The 20,361-nt window shown below is 64.4% G+C and carries 17 protein-coding genes; 5 read left to right on the top strand and 12 right to left on the bottom strand.

Annotated features, from left to right (window positions below; genetic code table 11):
* Positions 1–12 precede the first annotated feature (12 nt).
* Positions 13–1,275, bottom strand: coding sequence for a glycosyltransferase (locus DFR51_RS15480; protein WP_121052862.1), 1,263 nt, complete (start codon positions 1,273–1,275; stop codon positions 13–15).
* 77 nt (positions 1,276–1,352) lie between these two features.
* Here DFR51_RS15480 and trmFO point away from each other — a divergent pair, with 77 nt between their 5' ends.
* On the top strand, positions 1,353–2,681 hold the full coding sequence (gene trmFO, locus DFR51_RS15475; protein WP_121052860.1) for a methylenetetrahydrofolate--tRNA-(uracil(54)-C(5))-methyltransferase (FADH(2)-oxidizing) TrmFO: 1,329 nt from the start codon (positions 1,353–1,355) through the stop codon (positions 2,679–2,681).
* Here the strand turns inward: trmFO and DFR51_RS15470 are convergent.
* On the bottom strand, positions 2,678–3,124 hold the full coding sequence (locus DFR51_RS15470) for an EF-hand domain-containing protein (protein ID WP_121052858.1): 447 nt from the start codon (positions 3,122–3,124) through the stop codon (positions 2,678–2,680). The two genes, trmFO and DFR51_RS15470, sit on opposite strands and share 4 nt — an antisense overlap.
* Positions 3,125–3,181: 57 nt before the next feature.
* Positions 3,182–3,832, bottom strand: a complete 651-nt coding sequence (locus tag DFR51_RS15465; protein ID WP_121052856.1) for a squalene/phytoene synthase family protein — start codon at positions 3,830–3,832, stop codon at positions 3,182–3,184.
* A 91-nt stretch (positions 3,833–3,923) separates the two neighbouring features.
* On the opposite strand from DFR51_RS15465, the gene DFR51_RS15460 reads away from it, so the two are divergent.
* From DFR51_RS15460 to DFR51_RS15450, 3 genes are read left to right on the top strand one after another with little or no spacing between them, the layout of a single operon-like run.
* Positions 3,924–5,777 (top strand): pilus assembly protein TadG-related protein, encoded by a 1,854-nt coding sequence (locus DFR51_RS15460; RefSeq protein ID WP_121052854.1) that lies wholly within the window; start codon positions 3,924–3,926, stop codon positions 5,775–5,777.
* A gap of 8 nt (positions 5,778–5,785) precedes the next feature.
* The gene (locus tag DFR51_RS15455) at positions 5,786–6,394 is read left to right on the top strand and encodes a TadE/TadG family type IV pilus assembly protein (protein WP_121052852.1); all 609 of its coding nucleotides are present in this window, start codon (positions 5,786–5,788) and stop codon (positions 6,392–6,394) included.
* Positions 6,391–7,053: a TadE/TadG family type IV pilus assembly protein gene (locus tag DFR51_RS15450; RefSeq protein WP_338068332.1), complete on the top strand. Its 663-nt coding sequence runs from the start codon at positions 6,391–6,393 to the stop codon at positions 7,051–7,053. The genes DFR51_RS15455 and DFR51_RS15450 overlap by 4 nt, the downstream gene beginning before the upstream one ends.
* A 10-nt stretch (positions 7,054–7,063) precedes the next feature.
* Here DFR51_RS15450 and ettA read toward each other — a convergent pair whose 3' ends face one another.
* Genes ettA through DFR51_RS15430 form a run of 4 tightly spaced genes read right to left on the bottom strand, consistent with a single transcriptional unit; the run spans position 7,064 to position 12,505 of the window.
* A complete protein-coding gene (ettA, locus tag DFR51_RS15445) occupies positions 7,064–8,746 on the bottom strand; it encodes an energy-dependent translational throttle protein EttA (RefSeq protein ID WP_121052848.1) in 1,683 nt (560 codons plus the stop codon).
* A gap of 44 nt (positions 8,747–8,790) precedes the next feature.
* A complete protein-coding gene (locus DFR51_RS15440; RefSeq protein WP_121052845.1) occupies positions 8,791–9,801 on the bottom strand; it encodes a polysaccharide deacetylase family protein in 1,011 nt (336 codons plus the stop codon).
* Positions 9,798–10,973 carry a hypothetical protein gene (locus DFR51_RS15435; protein ID WP_121052843.1) on the bottom strand — a complete coding sequence of 392 codons (1,176 nt, stop codon included), beginning with the start codon at positions 10,971–10,973 and terminating at the stop codon, positions 9,798–9,800. Before DFR51_RS15435 ends, DFR51_RS15440 begins: the two co-directional genes overlap by 4 nt.
* Before the next feature lie 11 nt (positions 10,974–10,984).
* The gene (locus DFR51_RS15430) at positions 10,985–12,505 is read right to left on the bottom strand and encodes an MBOAT family O-acyltransferase (protein WP_121052841.1); all 1,521 of its coding nucleotides are present in this window, start codon (positions 12,503–12,505) and stop codon (positions 10,985–10,987) included.
* Positions 12,506–12,618: 113 nt separating this feature from the next.
* Between DFR51_RS15430 and DFR51_RS15425 the strand changes: the two genes are divergently transcribed.
* Positions 12,619–13,755 (top strand): aminotransferase class I/II-fold pyridoxal phosphate-dependent enzyme, encoded by a 1,137-nt coding sequence (locus DFR51_RS15425; RefSeq protein ID WP_121052838.1) that lies wholly within the window; start codon positions 12,619–12,621, stop codon positions 13,753–13,755.
* Positions 13,756–13,762: 7 nt separating this feature from the next.
* Here the strand turns inward: DFR51_RS15425 and DFR51_RS15420 are convergent, their stop codons facing one another.
* The 5 genes from DFR51_RS15420 to DFR51_RS15400 form a co-directional block, all read right to left on the bottom strand.
* A complete protein-coding gene (locus tag DFR51_RS15420) occupies positions 13,763–15,529 on the bottom strand; it encodes a CocE/NonD family hydrolase (protein ID WP_160119248.1) in 1,767 nt (588 codons plus the stop codon).
* A 101-nt stretch (positions 15,530–15,630) separates the two neighbouring features.
* A complete protein-coding gene (locus DFR51_RS15415; RefSeq protein WP_121052834.1) occupies positions 15,631–17,937 on the bottom strand; it encodes a xanthine dehydrogenase family protein molybdopterin-binding subunit in 2,307 nt (768 codons plus the stop codon).
* Entirely contained in the window at positions 17,934–18,404 is a 471-nt protein-coding gene (locus DFR51_RS15410) for a (2Fe-2S)-binding protein (protein WP_121052832.1), read from the bottom strand. Before DFR51_RS15410 ends, DFR51_RS15415 begins: the two co-directional genes overlap by 4 nt.
* On the bottom strand, positions 18,401–19,165 hold the full coding sequence (locus tag DFR51_RS15405; RefSeq protein WP_160119249.1) for an FAD binding domain-containing protein: 765 nt from the start codon (positions 19,163–19,165) through the stop codon (positions 18,401–18,403). Before DFR51_RS15405 ends, DFR51_RS15410 begins: the two co-directional genes overlap by 4 nt.
* A 10-nt stretch (positions 19,166–19,175) precedes the next feature.
* On the bottom strand, positions 19,176–20,198 hold the full coding sequence (locus DFR51_RS15400) for a Rieske (2Fe-2S) protein (RefSeq protein WP_121052828.1): 1,023 nt from the start codon (positions 20,196–20,198) through the stop codon (positions 19,176–19,178).
* Positions 20,199–20,361: the final 163 nt, after the last annotated feature.

The following is a 20,361-nucleotide window of genomic DNA, read 5'->3' as shown; positions in this document are numbered from 1 at the left end:
TGGCCGCAAATATCAACGGGTGAAGAGGCCGGTGAGCACCGCCTCAACCTTTTCGAACTGCGCCGCGCGCGTCAGCCCGTCTGCCGCGCCCGCCGGGAGATCCGGGAGGCGGCCACTCGCGCGCTCGGCGAGCTTTTGCGAAAGCCAGTCCGCGACCGTGGCCGGGTCGTTGCTGACAAGGCCGATGCCTGTGCGCCGGATGAGGTCCGCCGCCTCGCCTTCCTGCTGGCCGTGGCAGAGGATCGGCCGCCGCGCGCCGACATATTCGTAAAGCTTGCCGGCGACGACGTGCTTTTCGCCCTCGGTGGAAAAGCGCAGCAACAGCAGGATGTCCGCCGCGCGCTCGATGCGCAGCACCTCGCTGCGCCCAATCGGGGGGTGCGCCTGCACCAGATGGGCAACGCCCGCACGCTCGGCCATCGCCATCGGCACGTGGCTGTCCTCGCCCCAGAAATGCACGACGAGCTTCGCCGGATCAGGCTTCAGGAGCGCAAGCGCCGCGAGCAGCGGCTCGGGTGAGCGGCCGCCGTTGTAGGTGGACCCCGCGTGCACGATGCTGAGCCGATCTGCATCGAGCGCCGACACGTCTTCCAGGCCGACGAAATCGGCCGGATCGTAGCCGTTCGCCGCGCACACGACTGGCTTTCCGGAGCGCCGCGCGAGGATTTCAGTGCTGCCTTCGGTCACCGCCACCAGCGCCGCAGCCTTCGAAAGCGCGCGCCGCTCCATCCAGCGGTTGACGCCATTCGCGATGAGGCTTTCGTTCTGGTAGATATTGTCCGCCCAGAGGTCGCGGAGTTCAGCGACGAAGGGCACGCCCCACGCACGCGACAGCCGCGCTGCCGCCATATGGCTTGAATGCGGCGGGCCGGTCGAGAAGATCACGTCCGGCTTCCAGTCCCACGCCAGGGCCGTCTCAACCGCCGGGTCGATCCAGGTGACGTGCGGATCGGGGAGGTAGGAGAGCTGCCAGATCAGGCGCCTGAGCCCGCCCGGCTGCGCGGCGGTTTCCACGCTCGCCTTCGCGCCGGGCTTCGGCTGATCCGCCTCCGTCATGGGTGCTGTCCGCCCGCGCCGCACATAGGGCACGGCGGTGATGCGCTCGGCGGGAATCTCGGGGTCAACGGCGGCGGGGAACTGAAGATTCTGCCCCGAAAGCACGCGAACGTCGTGGCCGCGATCCATCAGGAAGCGCGCGAACTTCGGTGCACGCACAGTCGCCGTGGGGGCGTTCGGCGGGTAAAGCCCCGTGACGATCAGGATGCGGCGCGACATTCGGCAAGGCTCATCGCAAAGAGCGGGCGACCATGCAACACTGGACGCGAGCACCCCTTCCCCATATCTCCGCGCGCATGAAGACACCTGTCCACGTCATAGGCGGCGGCCTCGCCGGTTCGGAAGCCGCCTGGCAGCTCGCGCGCGCGGGCGTTCCCGTTGTTTTGCACGAAATGCGCCCCGTGCAAGGCACGGATGCGCACCATACGGACGGGCTTGCCGAACTCGTCTGCTCCAACAGCTTCCGGTCCGATGATCCGAATGCCAGTGCCGTTGGCGTCCTCCACGAAGAAATGCGGCGGCTGGGCTCGCTGATCCTCCGTTGCGGCGACGCGGCGCGGGTGCCCGCAGGCTCCGCGCTCGCCGTGGACCGCGACGACTTCTCCGCGCGCGTAACCGCCGCCATCGAAGCCGAACCACTGATCGAAATCCGCCGCGAGTGCGTGGAGGGCCTGCCGCCGGCCGAATGGGGCCAGACGATCATCGCCACCGGCCCCCTGACCGCCGCGCCGCTCGCCGAAGCGATCCGCGCAGAAACGGGCGAAGACGCCCTCGCCTTCTTCGATGCCATCGCGCCCATCGTCCACCGCGAGAGCATCGACATGGAAACCGCGTGGTTCCAGTCCCGCTACGACAAGGGCGACGGCAAGGACTACATCAACTGCCCGATGGACGAAGCGCAGTACGGCGTCTTCATCGACGCGCTGATGACCGGCGAGAAGACCGTGTTCAAGGAATGGGAGGCGAACACCCCCTATTTCGAAGGCTGCATGCCCATTGAGGTGATGGCCGAGCGCGGCCCCCAAACGCTGCGCTTCGGGCCGATGAAGCCCGTCGGCCTCACCAACCCACGTACGGGAAAGAAGGCCTATGCGGTCGTCCAGCTACGTCAGGACAACGCTTCGGGCACGCTCTGGAACATGGTCGGCTTCCAGACGAAGCTGCGCCACGCCGAGCAGGTGCGCATCTTCCGCAGCATCCCCGGCCTGGAGAACGCCGAGTTCGCGCGGCTGGGCGGGCTGCACCGCAACACGTTCATCAAATCGCCGGTGCTGCTGGACGGCAGCCTGCGCCTGAAGTCCGAGCCGCGCATCCGCTTCGCCGGGCAGATCACCGGCTGCGAAGGCTATATCGAGAGCGCCGCCGTCGGCCTGATGGCCGGGCGTTTCGCGGCCGCCGATGCGCACGGCACCGCCCCCAACCTGCCGCCGCGCACGACGGCGCTCGGCGCGCTCCTCGCGCATATCACGGGCGAGGCAGTGGCGGAGACCTATCAGCCGATGAACGTGAACTTCGGTCTGTTCCCTCCGTTTGACGAACGCGTTGCCAAAAAATCGCGGAAAGCCGCCTATGCGGAACGGGCGCTCGCCGATCTCGATCGCTGGATCGCCGACAAAGCCGATTAATCCGCGCAGCTGCAATCCACCTTCGGCTTTGCAGCGGTCCGGACTGTCCGAGTCTTTTCGAACTCCGCCGCCGTGAGTTCGCCTGACCTGTCGGCATCGGCATCATCGAAGCGCGCATTCTGCTTCACAGCATATTCCGCGAAGCTGAGCACGCCGTTTCCGTCCGTATCGAACCTGTCAAACGACTGCCGGCGCGAGCGCAGATACTCTTCACGGCTGACACTGGCGTTGCGGTCGCGATCGTAACGGCGGAAGCGCTTTTCCTCGCGCGTCGCCTCGCTCGCCTGCGGCGGCTCCGGCAGCGCGGCGGGAGCAGCGACGGGCGGCGGCGGCTCCGGTAGCGGGGCAGTTTCCGGCTCGTCGTCCACGCTCACCACGACGGCTGCCGCCACGAGCAATGTTACCGCAATGCCGCCGACCGCCCAGCGCCAAACCATTGTCATCTCTACCCTTTCGATGCGACTCGCGGGATAGAGCCTAACGAGTTCGTTCCGGCAGTGTCACGCTTTCCCTGTCAGCACGTGGCGCAGGATGGCGAACTGCCGCCCTGCCGCGCCGCGCGGCTCGTGCTTGCCGGCAGCGTCGCGCCGGGCGACGGCGGCAAGCGCGGTGACGGGACGAACGGCGGGCGGGAAGCGCATGCGGCCAAGCTCCGGCACGGTCCCCTCAGCGCCCCGGCGGCGCGCCGACGCCATCGCCCAGAACCGGCCGGCATCGGCGAGTCCCATGGGTTCCTCGGCCCCCAGAACGGTAGCAGCGCAACGGAAAAGCTGCGCGCCGCTCTCGCCGATCTCGGCACCGTCGAGCACATCCATGTGCGCCTCCGCGAGCGCCGCGAGTTGTACCGGATCCAGCGCTGCAGCTGCGACCGCAGCCAGAACGGGCTGGCCCGCCACCGACTTTTCGCGCGCGCCTTCGACACTATCGCGCCACCATGCGAGCCGGATCATGCCGATCTGCGGCTCGGTTGTCGTGCGGACCACATCGGCGAGCGACAGATCGAAAGCGTGGAGCGCAAAAAGACGCGGCCTTGCGGCGGGCGGCGCGAACAGCGTCGCGACGTAGCGGTCCCGGTCTTCGGCCCGCACAAAAGCTTCCGTTTCGGAAATCGTTTCGGCAACGCCCGGAATTCCGCCGATCCCGTCTCTCATTAACCAGTCACCTCAACAGCTTCTTAGGCATTTCCCCTTATGCATCCTTGATCATGCGCCTGTTCGCAGGCGGTGCACGGGGGTGAACACTATGTCGCTGGGCAGCAATACGCCGGGCCATCGCATGAAAGCCATGCAGTCGTCGACCTTTCTTTCACGCCTGAGACGCGACCAGAAGGGCAACGCGCTCGCCATCGTAGCAGCATCCGTCATTCCGCTCGTCGGCGCCATCGGCGGCGGTGTCGACCTGACGCGCGCCTACATGGCCGAGGCACGACTGGCACAGGCCTGCGATGCGGCGGCGCTGGCGGGTCGCAAGGTGATGACCAAGGACGACGTGGACAGCGGCGGCACCGTACTCAGCAACACCACTGCCGATCAGGAAATCCAAAAGTTCCTCGATTACAATTTCCCCGAAGGCAAGTTCGATACGGGTGAGATTACGCGCACCGCGCAGGTCGACGAGCAGGGCGAACTCACGGTCACGCTGGCAACGACAATCTCCACGCAGCTGCTGCGGATTGCGGGTATCCAGTCGATGGACATCAATGCCGAGTGCTCCGCGCGTCGGGCGGGCGTGAATGTCGACGTCGTTCTGGTCGTTGACGTGACCGGATCGATGCGGTGGGATGTGAACAGCAACAGCGGAAGCGACAACGAGCGCATGATCGCACTGCAGAGCGCTTCCAAGAAATTTCTCGACATCCTTAAAGATCTTCAGGACCAGCTGAGCAGCAGCGGACTACGTGTACGAGTCGGCATCGTTCCCTATTCGCAGGGCGTGAACGTCGGCAAGCTGCTCCACAATGAAAACGCCGATTACATCGATTACACAGGTGAGCCTTATTCTACGAATATTGGCGAGCCGTACATGGCAACCGTGAGTGGGAAATACGCCTGGAAGAATTATTCCGTGACGGGCACTTACGATGACGAAAATCTAGACCTAGACCAGTTCGTTTCCCTGGGCCTCGCCGAGACGACGCCTTCCAATCCCTATGCGTGGAAAGGCTGTGTCGAGGCGCGAAGCACTGTCACGACCATCGATGCATCCAGTTCACCCTACACGACCATCCCGGTGGGTGCGTGGGACGTTATCGACGCCGCGCCCGGCACCGAAGTCGAGGGCCAGATCGCGCCGAAATGGCGGCCTTATTTCGCGCCACCTTGGGCGAGCTCATCGGTCGGCGGTGTCAGTGTAACCGGCAACAAGTACCGCCCGAATTCGACATACATGGACATCACGAAGGAGCCCTGGGCCAGCCTTAACTGGCGCATGCAAAACGATAGCAACACGTACTCGAGCAAAGCGGTGCGTTATGATACGAGCTACGCGAGCTTGACAACGGGGAGCCACTACGCGGACGGCGTGGCCTCGACCGGGCCCAACAAGAGTTGCCCAAACGAGGCAAAGCTGCTTACGCAAATCGATGCGGACGGCGTGACGACGCTGGGGAGCTATATCGACGCACTCCAACCCGCGGGCGGCACTTATCATGAACTCGGCATGTACTGGGGTCTGGCGCTTATCAGCCCTGGTGCGCCGTTCCCCAATGAAAGCACCTACCTTGCTCCCGGGCATACCGGTGAGGAACGCGGTATCAACCGCTATATCGTCTTCATGTCCGACGGTGAAATCGATCCCGGTATCAGCTATTCAGCCTATGGCCAGTATCTGTGGGATCACCGAACGCGGTCTAACACGACTGAACCCAAGCCAGAACATCGCGCGCGTTTCCGGATGATCTGCGAAGCGGCGAAGAAGCAGGGCATCAAGGTTTCAACTGTAGCATTTTCCACCTCGATCGGCTCAACGGACAAGACCGCGATCGAGCAGTGCGCAAGTTCCGAAGACGATTATTACGTCGCGGAAACGGCCGACGATCTGAACAAGGCTTTCGAAAAGATCGCGCAGAATATCGGTTATCTGCGCGTGTCGAAGTAGGCATCACAATGAAACGTCTCCGCAACCCACTATCTCGTCTCCACGGGGATGAACGCGGCAGCTATATCATCGAGTTCGCCTTGCTAAGCCTGCCGATGATGACGTTGCTGATGGGCGGCATCGAGCTCGGCTATCTGGCCTATGCGAAATCGAACGTGGAAGGTGCGCTGCGCGAAGTCTCGCGCCTCGCTGCGACGGGCGGCTCGACCGCAGAGGAACTCGACGCGATCCTCGACGCGAAAATCGGGCAGATCAAAGGCGCCCACGCGGAAATCGATCGCAGGAGCTACTCTAGCTTCGGAGCCGTGGGTCAGCCAGAACCGCTTACTTCCGACGTCGAGCCTTTGGGCGGCGAACCAGGGCCCGGCGACTGTTACCTCGACATCAACGGGAACGAGCAGTGGGATGCAGATCGCGGCAGCGATGATCTCGGCAATGCCGAAGACATTCTTTATTACGGCGTGACGGTTACCTACCCGATGATCTTCAAGCTTACCTCAAGCGTCATCAACGGCGGCAATAACGATATGACGATCGAGGCCAACGCCGTCATCAAAAACGAGCCGTTCAGCAATATCGAGGTGCCCGATCCCGAGGAGGAGTGCATTCCTTCATGACAATGAAACGGATTCGTCTCCCAAAGGTTCGGACCTCGCTACATAAAAACGAGTCCGGTGTCGCGTTCATGGAGTTCGCGTTTGCATTGCCGTTTCTGATGGTTGCATTGCTGGGTGGGCTTGAGCTTGTTCACCTCGCGCTGACGCACCAGCAGCTTTCGCGCATCGCGACCTCGGCCGCCGATCTCGCTGCACGATATCGGGCAAGCATCGACGAAGTGGACGTCAACACGCTGTTCATGGGCTCGCAGATGTCGGCATCGTTCGACGATTTCGACGCGAACGGCCGCCTCGTCCTTAGTTCCGTCACGCGCAACGCGGCCGACGACGGGCACTGGATTCGATGGCAACGATGCGAAGGCAATCTCGCGCGGGCAAGCGAAATCGGCGAGGAAGGCGATGGCAAGGACGATGCGTCGATAGACGAAGTAAACGGCATGATCGTCACGGACCCCAACAACGTGCTCGTTGCCGAAGTGACCTATCGGTACACGCCGTGGTTTTTCCCGGTGAGAAGCAGCATATTGAGCAGCATCGCGCCGATCTTCACCGAACGCGACATCACCTACACGTCAGCGTTCATCGCGCGCGAACTGACGCTCCGAAACATCACGAACACTACGGGTCTCAGCGATGGAGAGCGGAGGCTCTGCGACTGACGATCGGCTCCTAACGCGTGAGCTTCTTGTAGCTCATGCGGTGGGGGCGGTCGGCTTCGTCGCCGAGGCGGCGGCGTTTGTCTTCCTCGTAGCTTTCGAAGTTGCCTTCGAACCATTCGACATGGCTGTCGCCTTCGAACGCGAGGATATGCGTGGCAAGGCGATCGAGGAAGAAGCGATCGTGGCTGATGACCACGGCGCAGCCCGCGAAATTCTCCAGAGCCTCTTCGAGCGCGCGCAGCGTTTCGACGTCGAGGTCGTTCGTGGGCTCGTCGAGCAGCAGCACGTTGCCGCCCTTCTGCAGCATCTTCGCCATGTGAACGCGGTTGCGCTCACCGCCTGAAAGCTGGCCGACCTTCTTCTGCTGATCAACGCCCTTGAAGTTGAAGGCGCCGACGTAAGCGCGCGTCGATATGTCGTGCTTGCCGAAGTAGAAACGCTCGTTGCCGCCCGAGACCTCTTCCCAGACGTTCTTGTTCGAATCGAGGTGATCGCGGCTCTGGTCGACGTAGCCGAGCTTCACCGTGTCGCCGATCTTGATCGATCCGCTGTCGGGCGTCTCCTGCCCGGTGATGAGCTTGAAGAGCGTCGACTTACCGGCACCGTTAGGCCCGATGACACCGACGATACCGCCCGGCGGCAGCGTGAATTCCAGGTTTTCGAACAGCAGCTTGTCGCCGTAGGCCTTGGTGAGCCCTTTCGCCTCGATCACCGTGCTGCCGAGACGCTCGGGCACCTGGATGAGGATCTGCGCTGCACCCGGCCGGCGGTCGTTCTGCTTTTCGACGAGCTCATCGAACGCCTTGATACGCGCCTTGGACTTGGACTGGCGGGCCTTCGGCGACTGCCGGATCCACTCCAGCTCTTCCTTGATCGCCTTCTGGCGACCCTCTTCCTCGCGGTCTTCCTGCTCCATGCGCTTGGCTTTCGCCTCAAGCCACTTGGAGTAGTTGCCCTCGAAGGGCAGACCGCGGCCGCGGTCCAGCTCCAGCACCCAGCCGACGACGTTGTCGAGGAAGTAGCGGTCGTGGGTGACGAGGATGACGTTGCCTGCGTAGTCGATCAGGTGCTTTTCCAGCCACTGGACGCTTTCGGCATCGAGGTGGTTGGTCGGCTCGTCGAGGAGCAGGACTTCGGGCTTTTCGAGCAGCAGTCGGCAGAGCGCCACGCGGCGCTTCTCACCGCCTGACAGATTCTCGACACTGGCGTCGCCCGGCGGGCAGCGCAGCGCATCCATGGCGATTTCGAGCTGGTTGTCGAGCGTCCAGCCGTCGACGGCGTCGATCTTCTCCTGCAGCTCGCCCATCTCGGTCATCAGCGCGTCAAAATCCGCGTCTTCCGGCGGATCGGCCATGATGGTCGAGATTTCGTTGAAGCGGTCCATCATGTCGGCGACCGCGCGGACGCCGTCCATGACGTTTTCCTTCACGGTCTTCGTCGGATCGAGCTGCGGCTCCTGCGAAAGATAGCCGACGCGGACGCCGTCTGCGGCCCATGCCTCGCCCTGATAGTCCTTGTCGTAGCCCGCCATGATCTTCATCAGCGTCGACTTGCCGGCACCGTTGACGCCGATGATGGCGATCTTGGTACCGGGCAGGAACTGCAGGTGAATGTTGTTCAGAACCGGCTTCGGCGCGCCGGGGAAGGTCTTCGTGAGACCCTTCATTACAAAACTATACTGGTAGGACGCCATGCCGCCGCCGCCTTCTCACGTGATCTTTCGGATTTGCCGCGCGTCTAGCGCAGCCGCTCGGCGATGTCGAGGATGCCGGAGAGATAGGCGTCGATGCTCGCTTCGCTCACTGTCCGGCCGTCCAGGAACCGCCGCAAGCGATATGGGTTCGTACCCGGCGCGTTCAAGCCTTCGCTGACAAGCGTCGCGGATTTGATGCCTGCCTCGGCGAGCATCGCCTCTCCCCGCGGGTCGAAACCTCCGCTCGGGTAGCAGAAATGATCCTGACGCGCGCCGCCAAGCATGGCGCCGAGCGAAGCGCGGTTATCGGCGAGTTCCTGCGGCAGGGCATCGATGTAGCGGTGCAGGCCCTTGTGGCGGTGGGTGTGGAGCTGGATATCGAGGCCGCGGCGGGCGGCATCCGCCACCTCTTCAGGGCGCATCAGGTGGAACTGACGCCCCGACCACCACGGCTCCGTGCCCATACCGAGCCGGTTCGCCACTTCCGCGAGGCCGACCATGCGCGGCTGGAAACCGACATCGTCGACCGCCGTGCGCAGCCGGTCCCCTGCCCTGTCGCGGCTCGCGGCATCGCCGAGAACGAGCGGCGCTTCGAGGCCGGGCAGGACGCCGGCGAGGTCATAGGTGCCGGCAAGCGCGCGCTCGGCGAGGTAGTTCGCGACGACATTCGCGACCGGGCCATCGTTTTCGACATAGTAGGTGGAAACATAGACGGTCGCCGGAAGGCCGCAGGCTTCAAGCGCGGGGAGCATGTGCGTATAGGTGGAGGCCCAGCCATCATCGATCGTGATGACGGTGGCGCCCTTCGGTAGCCTGTCTTCCGCGAGCATGTCGACCGCTTCGCCGAGCGGCAGCACGGGATAGGGCGACGCCGCAAGCCACTTCATCCGATCTGCAAACTGCCGATGCGGCATGAACAGGCGGTTCCCGAACGGCGCCGCGTCCAGGGTCCACAGGCCATGGTAGCAAAGGATACGCAGCTTCCCCGCCGTGAGCGCGCGCGCCGTCGCAAAACCGCCCAGCGCGCGGAGGGACCCAAGCAATGCCTGCTTCACCGTGCCGCGTCCTCAAACGCCTCGTCGATGCGCCGGACTGCTTCCGGATGCTGCTCGCCATAGGCGGCAAGGCCTTCGCGCAGCTCGCGAATCCGTGCCTCGACATTGTCGGGTGTCAGCACCAGTCGATCGTCGAGCGAGCTGTTCATGATGAGGACCATTCGGTCTCCAAGTGCGGGTTTGAAGTGACCGGCCTCCCAATACCACCGCATTCGCGTTTTCGTATCCCCATCTTCGGGCACGGTCTCTCCCGTCACCTCGTCGACGCGCGTGAATATGTAGGTGAGGATGCCCGTACGCGCCGAAAACGCCGCCAGATCGCGAAGCCAGTCCTCGTAAGCGGGCCAAAGCCCGGCCTTCTGGTAGCTGAGCAGCAGGTCAGCATGATATGGGTAGGTGAAGAACGTGAGTGAAATCCGGCGGGTCTTCGCCGTCTGCACAAGATCGTCGAGCGCATCGAACTCGGGATTCTGTTCGGGACCCCACCGCACGCGCTTGGGACCTGCCAGGAAATATTCGAGGTTTTCCAGGTTGCGCTGGCGAAAGAGCGCGGCATGCCCTTCCGACGCTATCGTGGCGGGATAGATGCCGGTGCCGTAGAAACCGGCGGGCGAAATCGTCTCAGGCGAAGCGCTGTGCTGCTCCGCGAGCGCAGCGGCGGTATCTCCCAGCGCATCGAGCGATAGCAGCAGCTTCGCGGCAAGCGCTGCGCGCGCTTCGTAATCCGGCTTGGGCGGCAACGCAACAGGTCCGCCTTTATCCCAATCGGCCTTATCGACCGTGAAGTTGATGAAATCGAGGCCAACGAAGAGCGCGCGGGGCTGGTGGGTGAAGAGCGCGGTTTCGACAGCCTGGACGAGGTTGCGCATACCGACGCCAGGCAGACCGAGGTTGTAGACGGGCTGCATTTCGGACGGCCAGCTGGCCGATCCGGGGTCGATCCCGACGTAGACGCGACTGTTTCCGGCAACCAGCGTGTTTGGCTGCATCCGTTCATACTGCCGCAGTTTCACGGCGAGCATGTGCTTTCCGGACGCAGGACGATAGCGATTGACGCCATCGATGACAGGCGCGTTCCAATAGGCATAGGGATCGACGAGCCATGCAAGGCCCGCGACGCCTACGACGATCACCAGCACCGTTGCGGCAAGAATGGCGAGATAGCGTTTCACGGGCGCTGCCTTCAGAACTGGAAATAGAGGAATTCGGAAACCTGGTTGAGCGCGAGCAGTCCTGCAGCCGCAAGCGCCCCTGTAAACATGGCCCAACGCACCGCGGGCCGCCACGACAACCGCACAGCGACCGCGGCCTCGAAGCCGAGACCCGGACGGTATCTGCCCATGATCTGCTGCGTGCTCGGCGCAAAGCGCGCGAGCGCGAACAGGATGATGATCCAGAGCCATGTTGCCACGAACACTCCGCCCCCGCCGACCGAAGCCTCCACCCCAAGGGTCTCCAGCCCGCTGCGCAGCGGGCCGAGGCGCGCGAAGAGGGCTGCGGGCAATGACACACCGTTCAGCCCCGCCATCCCGGCGAGGATTCGCACGGCACCGTCCAGCGTCGGCGCGCGGAATGGCACCCACGCGGCGACCACGACAAGGAAGGTCAGCAGCCACGCCGCCGCCGGATACAGGCGCGCGCCGGCGAGCGCGGCGGGCACAAACCGCCGCCACGCATGGTTCACGATGAGGAACGCGCCATGCAGTGCGCCCCAGACAACGAAGGTCCAACCCGCGCCATGCCAGAGGCCGCCGAGGAGCATCGTCGCGAGCAGATTGGCATGGCGGCGCGCCCGTCCCTTCCGGTTGCCGCCGAGCGGAACGTAGAGATAATCGCGCAGGAACCGCGACAGCGTCATGTGCCAGCGGCGCCAGAAATCGATGATGTTTGCCGCCTTGTATGGCGAATTGAAGTTGAGCGGCAGCCGGATGCCGAACAGGCGCGCGGCGCCGATCGCCATGTCCGAGTAGCCCGAAAAGTCGAAGTAGAGCTGGAACGTGTAGGCGAGCGCCGCGCTCCACGCGGTGAGGAGGTCGGGCGAGCGGCCAGCCTCCGCTGCATCGAACACCGGCGTTGCGTAGACCGCGATGCCATCTGCCAGCACCGCCTTCTTGAACAGGCCGATCGCGAAGATGGTGATGCCCACCGCGAAGTTTTCGGCGATGGGCCGGAACGTTTCCGACAACCGGAACTGCGGCACCACATCGCGGTAGTGGACGATCGGCCCGGCAATGAGCTGCGGGAAGAACGCCACGAACAAGGCGTATTCGAGCGGACCCACATCGCGCGCGAGGCCACGGTGGCTGTCCACGAGGAAGGCGATCTTCTGGAAGGTGAAAAAGGAGATGGCGAGCGGCAGGACGATGGGGCCGATCGCCCAATCCGCGCCGGTGAGCGAATCGACCGTCGACACGAAGAAACCGGCATATTTGAAATAGCCGAGCGTTCCGAGATCGACAGCGATGCCCAGCCCGAGCAGCCAGCGCGACGGGCGGCGGGACAAGGCGCGGCCGACGACGTAGTTGAACGCCGCGATGCCGATGAGAAGCGGCAGATAAGCAGGGTTCCACCACCCATAGAAGAAGAGCGACACAGCCACGAGCCAGCCCATCGCCGCCCGCGTGCTCGCGCCCGCAAGCACGAAGAAGCCCGCCACGGCGATCGGCAGGAACAGCAGGATGAATTCGTAGCTGTTGAAAAGCATCGTCTTGTCCGCGCCTCTATAGCGCGGAAAGTCCTGCCAAGAGATGTACTTTGCAAGCGCGGACCGCGCTCACCGCCCTTGCGCGTATCTCCACGCCTCTCTAACCCGCAGCCATGACTGCTGAAATCGATCCCTTTCACGCCCTTGCCATCAGCCGCCTTGCGCACCGCCTTTCGGCGGAGGGGCGCGAGGTCATCCACATGGAGTTCGGCCAGCCTTCGACCGGCGCGCCGGCCAAAGCCATCGCCGAGGCGCACCGCATCCTCGATACGGACGGCATGGGCTATTGGGAGAGTATTCCGCTCAAGACGCGCATCGCCCGCCACTATCAGGAAACCTACGGAATCGCGCTCGACCCCGAGCAGATCATCCTGACGAACGGCGCATCGCCCGCGTTCGTTATGGCGCTTTCCTGCCTGTTCGCCCCCGGCGCGCGCGTCGCGCTCGCACGGCCGGGCTATGTCGCCTACCGCAACACGCTGAAGGCGCTGCACATGGTGCCGGTGGAGCTGCCCTGCGGCGAGGCGGAGCGCTACCAGATCACCGCCGCAGCGATAGAGGCGCTGGAGCCCGCGCCCGAAGGCCTGATCGTCGCGAGCCCCGCCAATCCCACCGGCACGATCATCCCGAAGGACGAACTCGCAGCGATCACCGAAGTGTGCCGCCGCCGCGGCATCCGCATCATCTCTGACGAGATCTACCACGGCATCAGCTACGTGGGCCCGGCGCACTCGATGCTAGAGTTCTCGGCCGACACGCTGGTGGTCAACAGCTTCTCCAAATACTTCAGCATGGCGGGCTGGCGGCTCGGCTGGCTGGTGGTGCCGCCGGAGCTGATCGGCGCGGCGCGGGCGCGCATGGGCAACCTGTTCCTGACACCGCCGTCGCTCGCGCAGCATGCCGGGCTCACCGCCTTCGAGTGCCGCGACGAGCTGGAGGGGCACATCGCCACCTACACGCGGAACCGCGACCTGTTGCTGGAGGCGCTGCCGAAAATGGGCCTGCGCCGCATCGCGCCGCCGGATGGGGCCTTCTACATCTATGCCGACATCAGCCACCTGACTGACGACGCCATGGCCTTCTGCATGCGCATCCTTGAAGACACGGGCATCGCCACGGCGCCCGGCATCGATTTCGATCCGGTGGAAGGCCACCACTTCATGCGCATCAGCTTCGCCGTTTCCACGGACCGCGTGGAACGCGCAATCGCGCTCCTCGAACCATGGTTCGCAAAGCTAAACGCGCGCTGACCCCTCCTTACGGCTGGCCGAAGGGGATGTAGAGCGCGCTCGGGTGCGCCTTGTCGTGGAGCAGTTTTACCGTAACCGGCCGCGCATCCGCCATGGTTTCGTCCGCGACCACGCCGCCAGAATTGTAGTTCTTCTGCGTGTTGATCGAATTTATCGGCCCGACGACGAGGCGCAAGCGGCTACCCTTGGCGATCTGCCGCGAGACGAAGGTGAAGCGGTTGAAATCATAACGGAGCGGCGCCTTTGAGGTGACGAGCTTCGCTTCGCGCAGCGACTCGCGGTAGCGCGCGCGCAGGATGTCGTTCGTCAGCAGGATGCTGCCGCCGTCGGGCGTGATCTCGTAGACCGACGCCTGAAAGTCCGTATCCGGCCGATCGATCGAGATCCACGCGGACAGGCGGAAGAAGCCGGAAACCTCGGTTGGCTTGTCGAAAGGCGTGCTGTGATAGACGAGTTGCTTGCCGTCCGCCGCGAGCACCAGCGTCTGGTCGGTGAGGAGGCTTGGATCGAGGTCGGCTTCGAGCGCGGCGCCCGACACGTCGCGCGGATCGTAGACGTAGCTGTCGGCGCTGCCCTTGCCTGCTGATACCGGCGAGAGCGATCCCGATGCCATCACACGGTTGGCGTTGGCGGTGGAATCGAGGAAGAACGGCTTTTCCTCGGCCGTGACACCTTCCAGCGTGTCCGCGTAGCGCCAGCGTTCGGCGCCCATTACGTAATAAGCGACGCGCTTTTGCAGGAAATCCGGCTTCGCGCCGCCCGCCATCGTCCAGTTGTACCACTCTACATGCAGCTTCGGCAGGTCGACGAGGCTCGCCGGGCCGAAGGTCAGCCCGCCGACCTTCGCCTGCGGCGTGCGCGTGCCCGCGTGGTCCCACGGTCCGACGATCAGATAGTGGTTCGCGCGGGCCTTCTCCGAGCCCAGCTTCATGTGCGTCTTGTAGAATTCGAACGCGCCGGGCTGGTCACCATCGTAGCTGCCGGTGATGGAGAGGATCGGCATGTCGAACGCCCGGAATTGCTCGGGGGTCGGTGCGTAACTGTCATACCACGCATCGACGGCGGGATGCGAAATCCATTCCACAAGCGTCTTCTGCTCGCCGCCGAAGATGCGGGGCAGCGTGCTGAATGCCTCACCCTTTTCGAAGCGTTCGCGGGCGATCGATGCCCAGAAGGCAGAATCGCCGAAAATGTTACCCTGCGAGGCCTTGCCATCCGTGAAGGTCAGCCACTGCATCAGATAGGGATAGGAGATGTTGTTGCGCGACGGGAAATCGGCGCCCGGATAGGGCGAGGCGACGGGCACGATCGTGGCGAGGTGCGGCGGCGCTTCCTTCGCCGTCGCCCATTGGTTGTACCCGGCGTAAGATCCGCCCCACATCGAAACCTTGCCGTTGCAATAGGGCTGCTTCGCGAGCCATTCGACGACGTCGTGGCCGTCCTTCGCCTCCTGGATGAGGGGACGGAATTCGCCTTCGGAGTTGCCGCGCCCGCGCACGTCTACGGTGAGGAACGGCAGGCCGTGCGCCGCGAAATAGACGCCGCGATCGTGGTAGCTCTGCGCGATGTAGGGCGTCAGCGTGAAAATACAGGGCGCGGGGGCCGCCTGCCCCTTCGGCAGGTAGACAGTGGCGCTGAGCTTGACGCCGTCGCGCAGCGGAATGCGTTCGCCCCAGCGCATCTCCACCTTGCTGGCATCGGTCGGCGCCTCTGCAGCGGCGACCTGCGCGAAACCGGCGGCAAGCGCCACGCCCAAAACCAGTGCTGCCTTCATCGCGCGACTCCCTGACCCATCCCTGGAAACAATCCTGATCAGGATCATCATTTTCCAGGCGGGATATGTCAACCGCGAGAGCGTGACGGCGCGCTGTCGCCTTACAGGGCAGCCAAAACACGCTCGCCGGTGAGTGGCAGCGTCACGAGCGGCGATGCCGCCCCGAGCGCATTCTGCACTGCATTGGCGATGGCGGCAGGCACACCGATCGTGCCGCTTTCGCCGACCCCCTTTGCGCCGATGGGAGAGAACGGAGACGGCGTTTCGAAATGCACGAGCTCGACGTGCGGCACGTCCGAGGCCAGCGGCAGCAGATAATCCTGTAGAGACAGGGTGAGCGGCCGCGCGTCGGCATCGTAGCGCACCTCTTCGAACAGGGTCGCGCCAAGCGCCTGCGCGAGACCGCCGATCACCTGTCCCTCCACGATTGCGGGATTGATCTGCACGCCGCAATCGTGACCGAAGACGATACGCTCCACGGCGATCTTGCCCGTATCGATATCGACGGCGACCTCTGCCACGACGCAGCCGTAGGCGATGGCGAGCGCGGGCGGATCGTAGGCAGCCCTGTCCTCAAGACCGGGCTCCAAACCTTCGGGCGTTGAGAACGCCTTGTACGCCGCCGCTGCGATCTCCGCGATACCGACGCGGCGCGACGGCACGTCGATCACCTCGACGCCGCCCTGCATGAAGCGGACGCTTTCGGGCAGCGCGTCCAGAAGATGCGCGCCCCAGCGGAGGATGCGCGCCCGCAGTCGCCGCGCCGCAAGCGCGGTCGAGCCGCCCGCGACCCCCGCGCCGCGACTGCCGCCGCTCGCATAAGCGGTGTAGGCGGAGGAAACCGTGTCGCCGTGGACGATGGAGATGTCCTCGATCGGGAGCCCGAGTTCGTCGGCGGCGACCTGCATGAGCACAGTTTCGATGCCCTGCCCCATCGGCGTCTGGCCGACGAAGACGCGCACATGACCGCTCGGCTCCATACGGATCGCCGTGATATCGAACCCGCCGCTGTCGACGCCGATCAGCTTGCAAAGCGGCGATGGGCCGAAATTCGTCGTTTCGGCGTAGCAGGCGATGCCGACGCCGGTGCGGCGGCGCGACGACGACTGCGCAGGCCGCGCATCGCCATAGCCGAATCTTTCGAGGGTCGTATCAAGGAGATCGGCGTAGCGCCCGCTATCGAGCACGATGCCGGTCGGCGTGGGGTACGGCATTTCGGAAGGCGCGACGAGGTTGCGGCGGCGAAGCTCCGCAGGATCGAGGCCGAGGCGGGGCGCGGCCATGTCGAGCGCGCGTTCGAGCGCGAAGTTCGCCTCCGGCTGGCCGAAGCCGCGATAGGCGCCAGTCGGGGTCTTGTTGGTGACGACGGCGAGGGCTTCGATGTCGATCGTGTCGATCCTGTATGGGCCGGTCATGACGGCGCCGGAGATCCAGGCGGTGCCCATCGAGGTCGCGTAAGGATCGGCACCCTTGTCGAGCACGATGGTGGAACGGAGGGCGCGGATGCGGCCGTCGGGGCCGAAGGCAACGGCGAGGTCGACGCGTTCGTCGCGGCCATGGGTGGAGGCAACGAAGGCTTCGGCGCGGGTTTCGATCCAGCGAAGCGGACGACCGACATGATGCGTGAGGAAGGCGAGGATCACTTCCTCGCCGTAGATGCAGGCCTTCATCCCGAACGATCCGCCTACGTCCGGCGCGATGACGCGGATGCGGTGCTCGGGGAGGCCGAGACATTCGGAGATGCCGGCGCGTACCTGGTGGATCGACTGGGTGGAGAGCCACACCGTGACGCTCTCCCCGTCGAGATCGGGCGCAACGACAACGCCGCGCGGTTCGAGCGAACAGGGATGCACGCGCTGGGTCGTGAAGCGGTCGCTGACGACGAGCGCGGCGTTGTCGAACGCGGCGGCGATGTCGCCTGCCTGCCAGCGGGGGCGAGCGACGATGTTGTCGGACCAGTGATCGTAGAGGCGCGGCGCGGCGCTGCGGAGCGCGGCATCCATGTCTGCGATGATCGGGAGCGCGCGGTACTGGGGAACGATCGCGCGGACTGCCGCTTCGGCCGTGCGGCGATCGACGGCGACAACGGCCGCGAAAGGCTGGCCCACGTAGCGGAGCCGATCCGTTGCCAGCGCCTTCAGGCCCGAATGATTCTGGCCGGGCGGATTCCACAGCGACGGCTGCGGCGCGAAGCTCGCAATGTCATCGCCTGTGATGACGGCGAGAACGCCGGGCATGGCGCGTGCGGCTTCCGTGTCGACACCGAGCAGTTCGGCGTGCGCGACGGGGCTGCGCACGAAGGCGACCGTCGCCATGCCGGGCAGATCAATGTCGCCCACATAGCGGCCGCGCCCAGACGCGAAGCGATCGAGCGCCGTGCGGCGCACCGATTGGCCGATCACGCTCATTCCGGCACCGAGGCGCGAACGGCGGCGACAATGGCCTGATAGCCCGTGCAGCGGCAGACGACCGCATCGAGGCGGGAACGGATCGCGGCCTCGTCGCGGTGATTAGCGATGGTATCGTCCGCAAGGAATTCGCGTGCCACTGCCATCATGCCCCCGGTGCAGAAACCGCACTGCGCCGCGAAATTCTCGGCGAACGCCTTGCGGAGCCGGGCGCCCGCCGGATCATCGAAACCCTCGACGGTCGTAACATCGCCGCCATCCATCTGCGCGGCGAGCGTCAGGCAGGACCGCAGCGTCTCTCCGTTCACAAGCACCGTGCAGCTTCCGCAAACGCCCTCTTCGCAGCCGACGTGCGTACCCTTCAACGCCTGATCGCCGCGCAGGAAATCCGCAAGCGTGAGGTCCGGCGCGACACGCGCCGCGACGGCTGCACCATTGATGCGCAGATTGATGGGAATGTCGTTCACGCCCGCTCCCTCGCGCGAAGGGCGAGCGCATGAAGAACGCGCCGCCGATAGGCCGGGCTACTCGCATCGGCGAGGACGGGGAATTGCTGCATCAGATCACCCAGCCACGCATCGGGATCGTCCGCCATCGGCGCGCTGCGGACGGGACGGTCGACGAGGCCGGAAACGGTGTAGCGCATCGCCTCCCCCACCCGTTCGCAGGCCGCTGCCACCACGGCGCGTCCGGTCGAATTCCGCACCAGCAATTCTTCAAAGGCGAGTTTGCGTCCAGATTCGAACGTCGCGGCCAGAATGACCTCGCCGGGTTCGAGTACGGTACACGAGGGACCCGTGACGAAGTCTTCCATTGCGACCTCCCGCCTGTCCGTGACGACTGTTCCGCCGAGTGCAAGCAGAACGAGCGGCAACTCGCCGCGCGGGTCGGCCCACGCGAGGCAGCCGCCAACCGTAGCGCGGTTGCGGATGGTGACGTTGCCGACGTACCCGATCGCGTCCGCAAATCCGCCGGCCACGGTGGGATGCCGTGCCAGCGCCGCGAGCGTGACGCCCGCGCCGACCCGCGCCCGTTTCCCCTCGACCTCGATCGCTTTCAGCGCCGCGATACGACCGATGTCGACGAACAGCGGTGGTGCACGCCCCCGAAGGCTCGGCAGCAGGCTTTGCCCCCCGGCAAGGATCGCGGCGCCGGGATGGGCATCAAGGACCGCACGCAGCGCTCCCAGATCGTTCGGCGCCGCGTAGCCTCCGCTCTCCCCCGCCACGCCCAGCCGATCAGCGAATGAAATCGGCCGAGGGATGCGCCCTCGGGAAATCCCGCATGTAGTCGAAGAAGCGCGCGAGCGTCTTGTCGCTGCGCGTCAGCGTGCCGGGCTTGAAATGGATCGTCTGCATGTTGATGAGATCATCGAGCACCACACGTGTTTCCAGATCGGCCACGAACTCGAGATACTCATCGATCTCTTCGGGCGTGCCCATGTCCTTGCGCGCGCATACGACGATGAACACCGTGGAGCGGCCCGGCCGGTTGAGGCTGAACGGCGACACGAAACCGAACCAGCGCCCCGCGAAATTGGTGCTCTGGAAATACATGCTGGTGCCGACGATGCCGATGCGGTGGCTGACCGGATCACCAGTGACGTGCGCGCCCTCGAATTCGTAGTACATCGAATGGTCGGTCCACTCGACGGCGTCGTGGGGATTGTCGCCATTGATGACGATGCCGTGCAGGTAGCGGATGTGCTGCATGTCCGGCGTGTTGGCGCAGAGCACCCACGGATCGGTGGGGATTTCCTCGCCGAACGTCTTGATCTTGAATACCAGCTCATCGTCCGGATATGGGAAATCGGGCAGCTGATAGTGCGGATCGGTGCCGTTGTAGGCCCAGACGAGGCCGTATTTCTCGCAGGTGGGGAATTCAAAGAGGCGCGCGGTCGGCGGAATCGGATCGCTACTCGGCATACCGGAGCAGCGCCCGTCCGCGCCGTAGCGCCAGTGATGGAACACGCAGCGCACCTGCCCATCCACCATGTCGCCGACCGAAAGGTCCGCGCCGAGATGCGGGCAATACGCGCTCATCACGTGCGCCTTGCCTTCCTTGTCGCGGAACACGATGACGCGCCCATCAAGGAAATCGAAGCCACGCACGAAAGACGACGTTGCCGCGCTCGACAGGCAGATCGGATACCACGACTGGGTGAAGAGCCCGTCTTCACCTTCGAACGGCACGGGCTGGCTCAAAGGCCGCTTTACCGGCTGATCGAGACCGCGTGGCTTACTGACATCATCAAGCGACATGCGAGACCTCCCTCTTGGTCCACTGGAATGGAATATGAGGCTGGAGCATCGGTCAAGCATACAGCGGCGCATAGCCCCACGTACGGCCAATGCAGCGGTATGCAGCCCTATCCTAACGGACGGGCAATGCTCGCCGATCGGACGTGTGTGTGCTTGTCCCCGC

It is taken from the genome of Sphingosinicella microcystinivorans (assembly GCF_003634215.1).
In the GTDB taxonomy this organism is placed as follows: Bacteria; Pseudomonadota; Alphaproteobacteria; order Sphingomonadales; family Sphingomonadaceae; genus Sphingosinicella; species Sphingosinicella microcystinivorans.
Note: the sequence above shows the minus strand (reverse complement) of the source record. Positions and strands in the feature narration are given on the sequence as shown.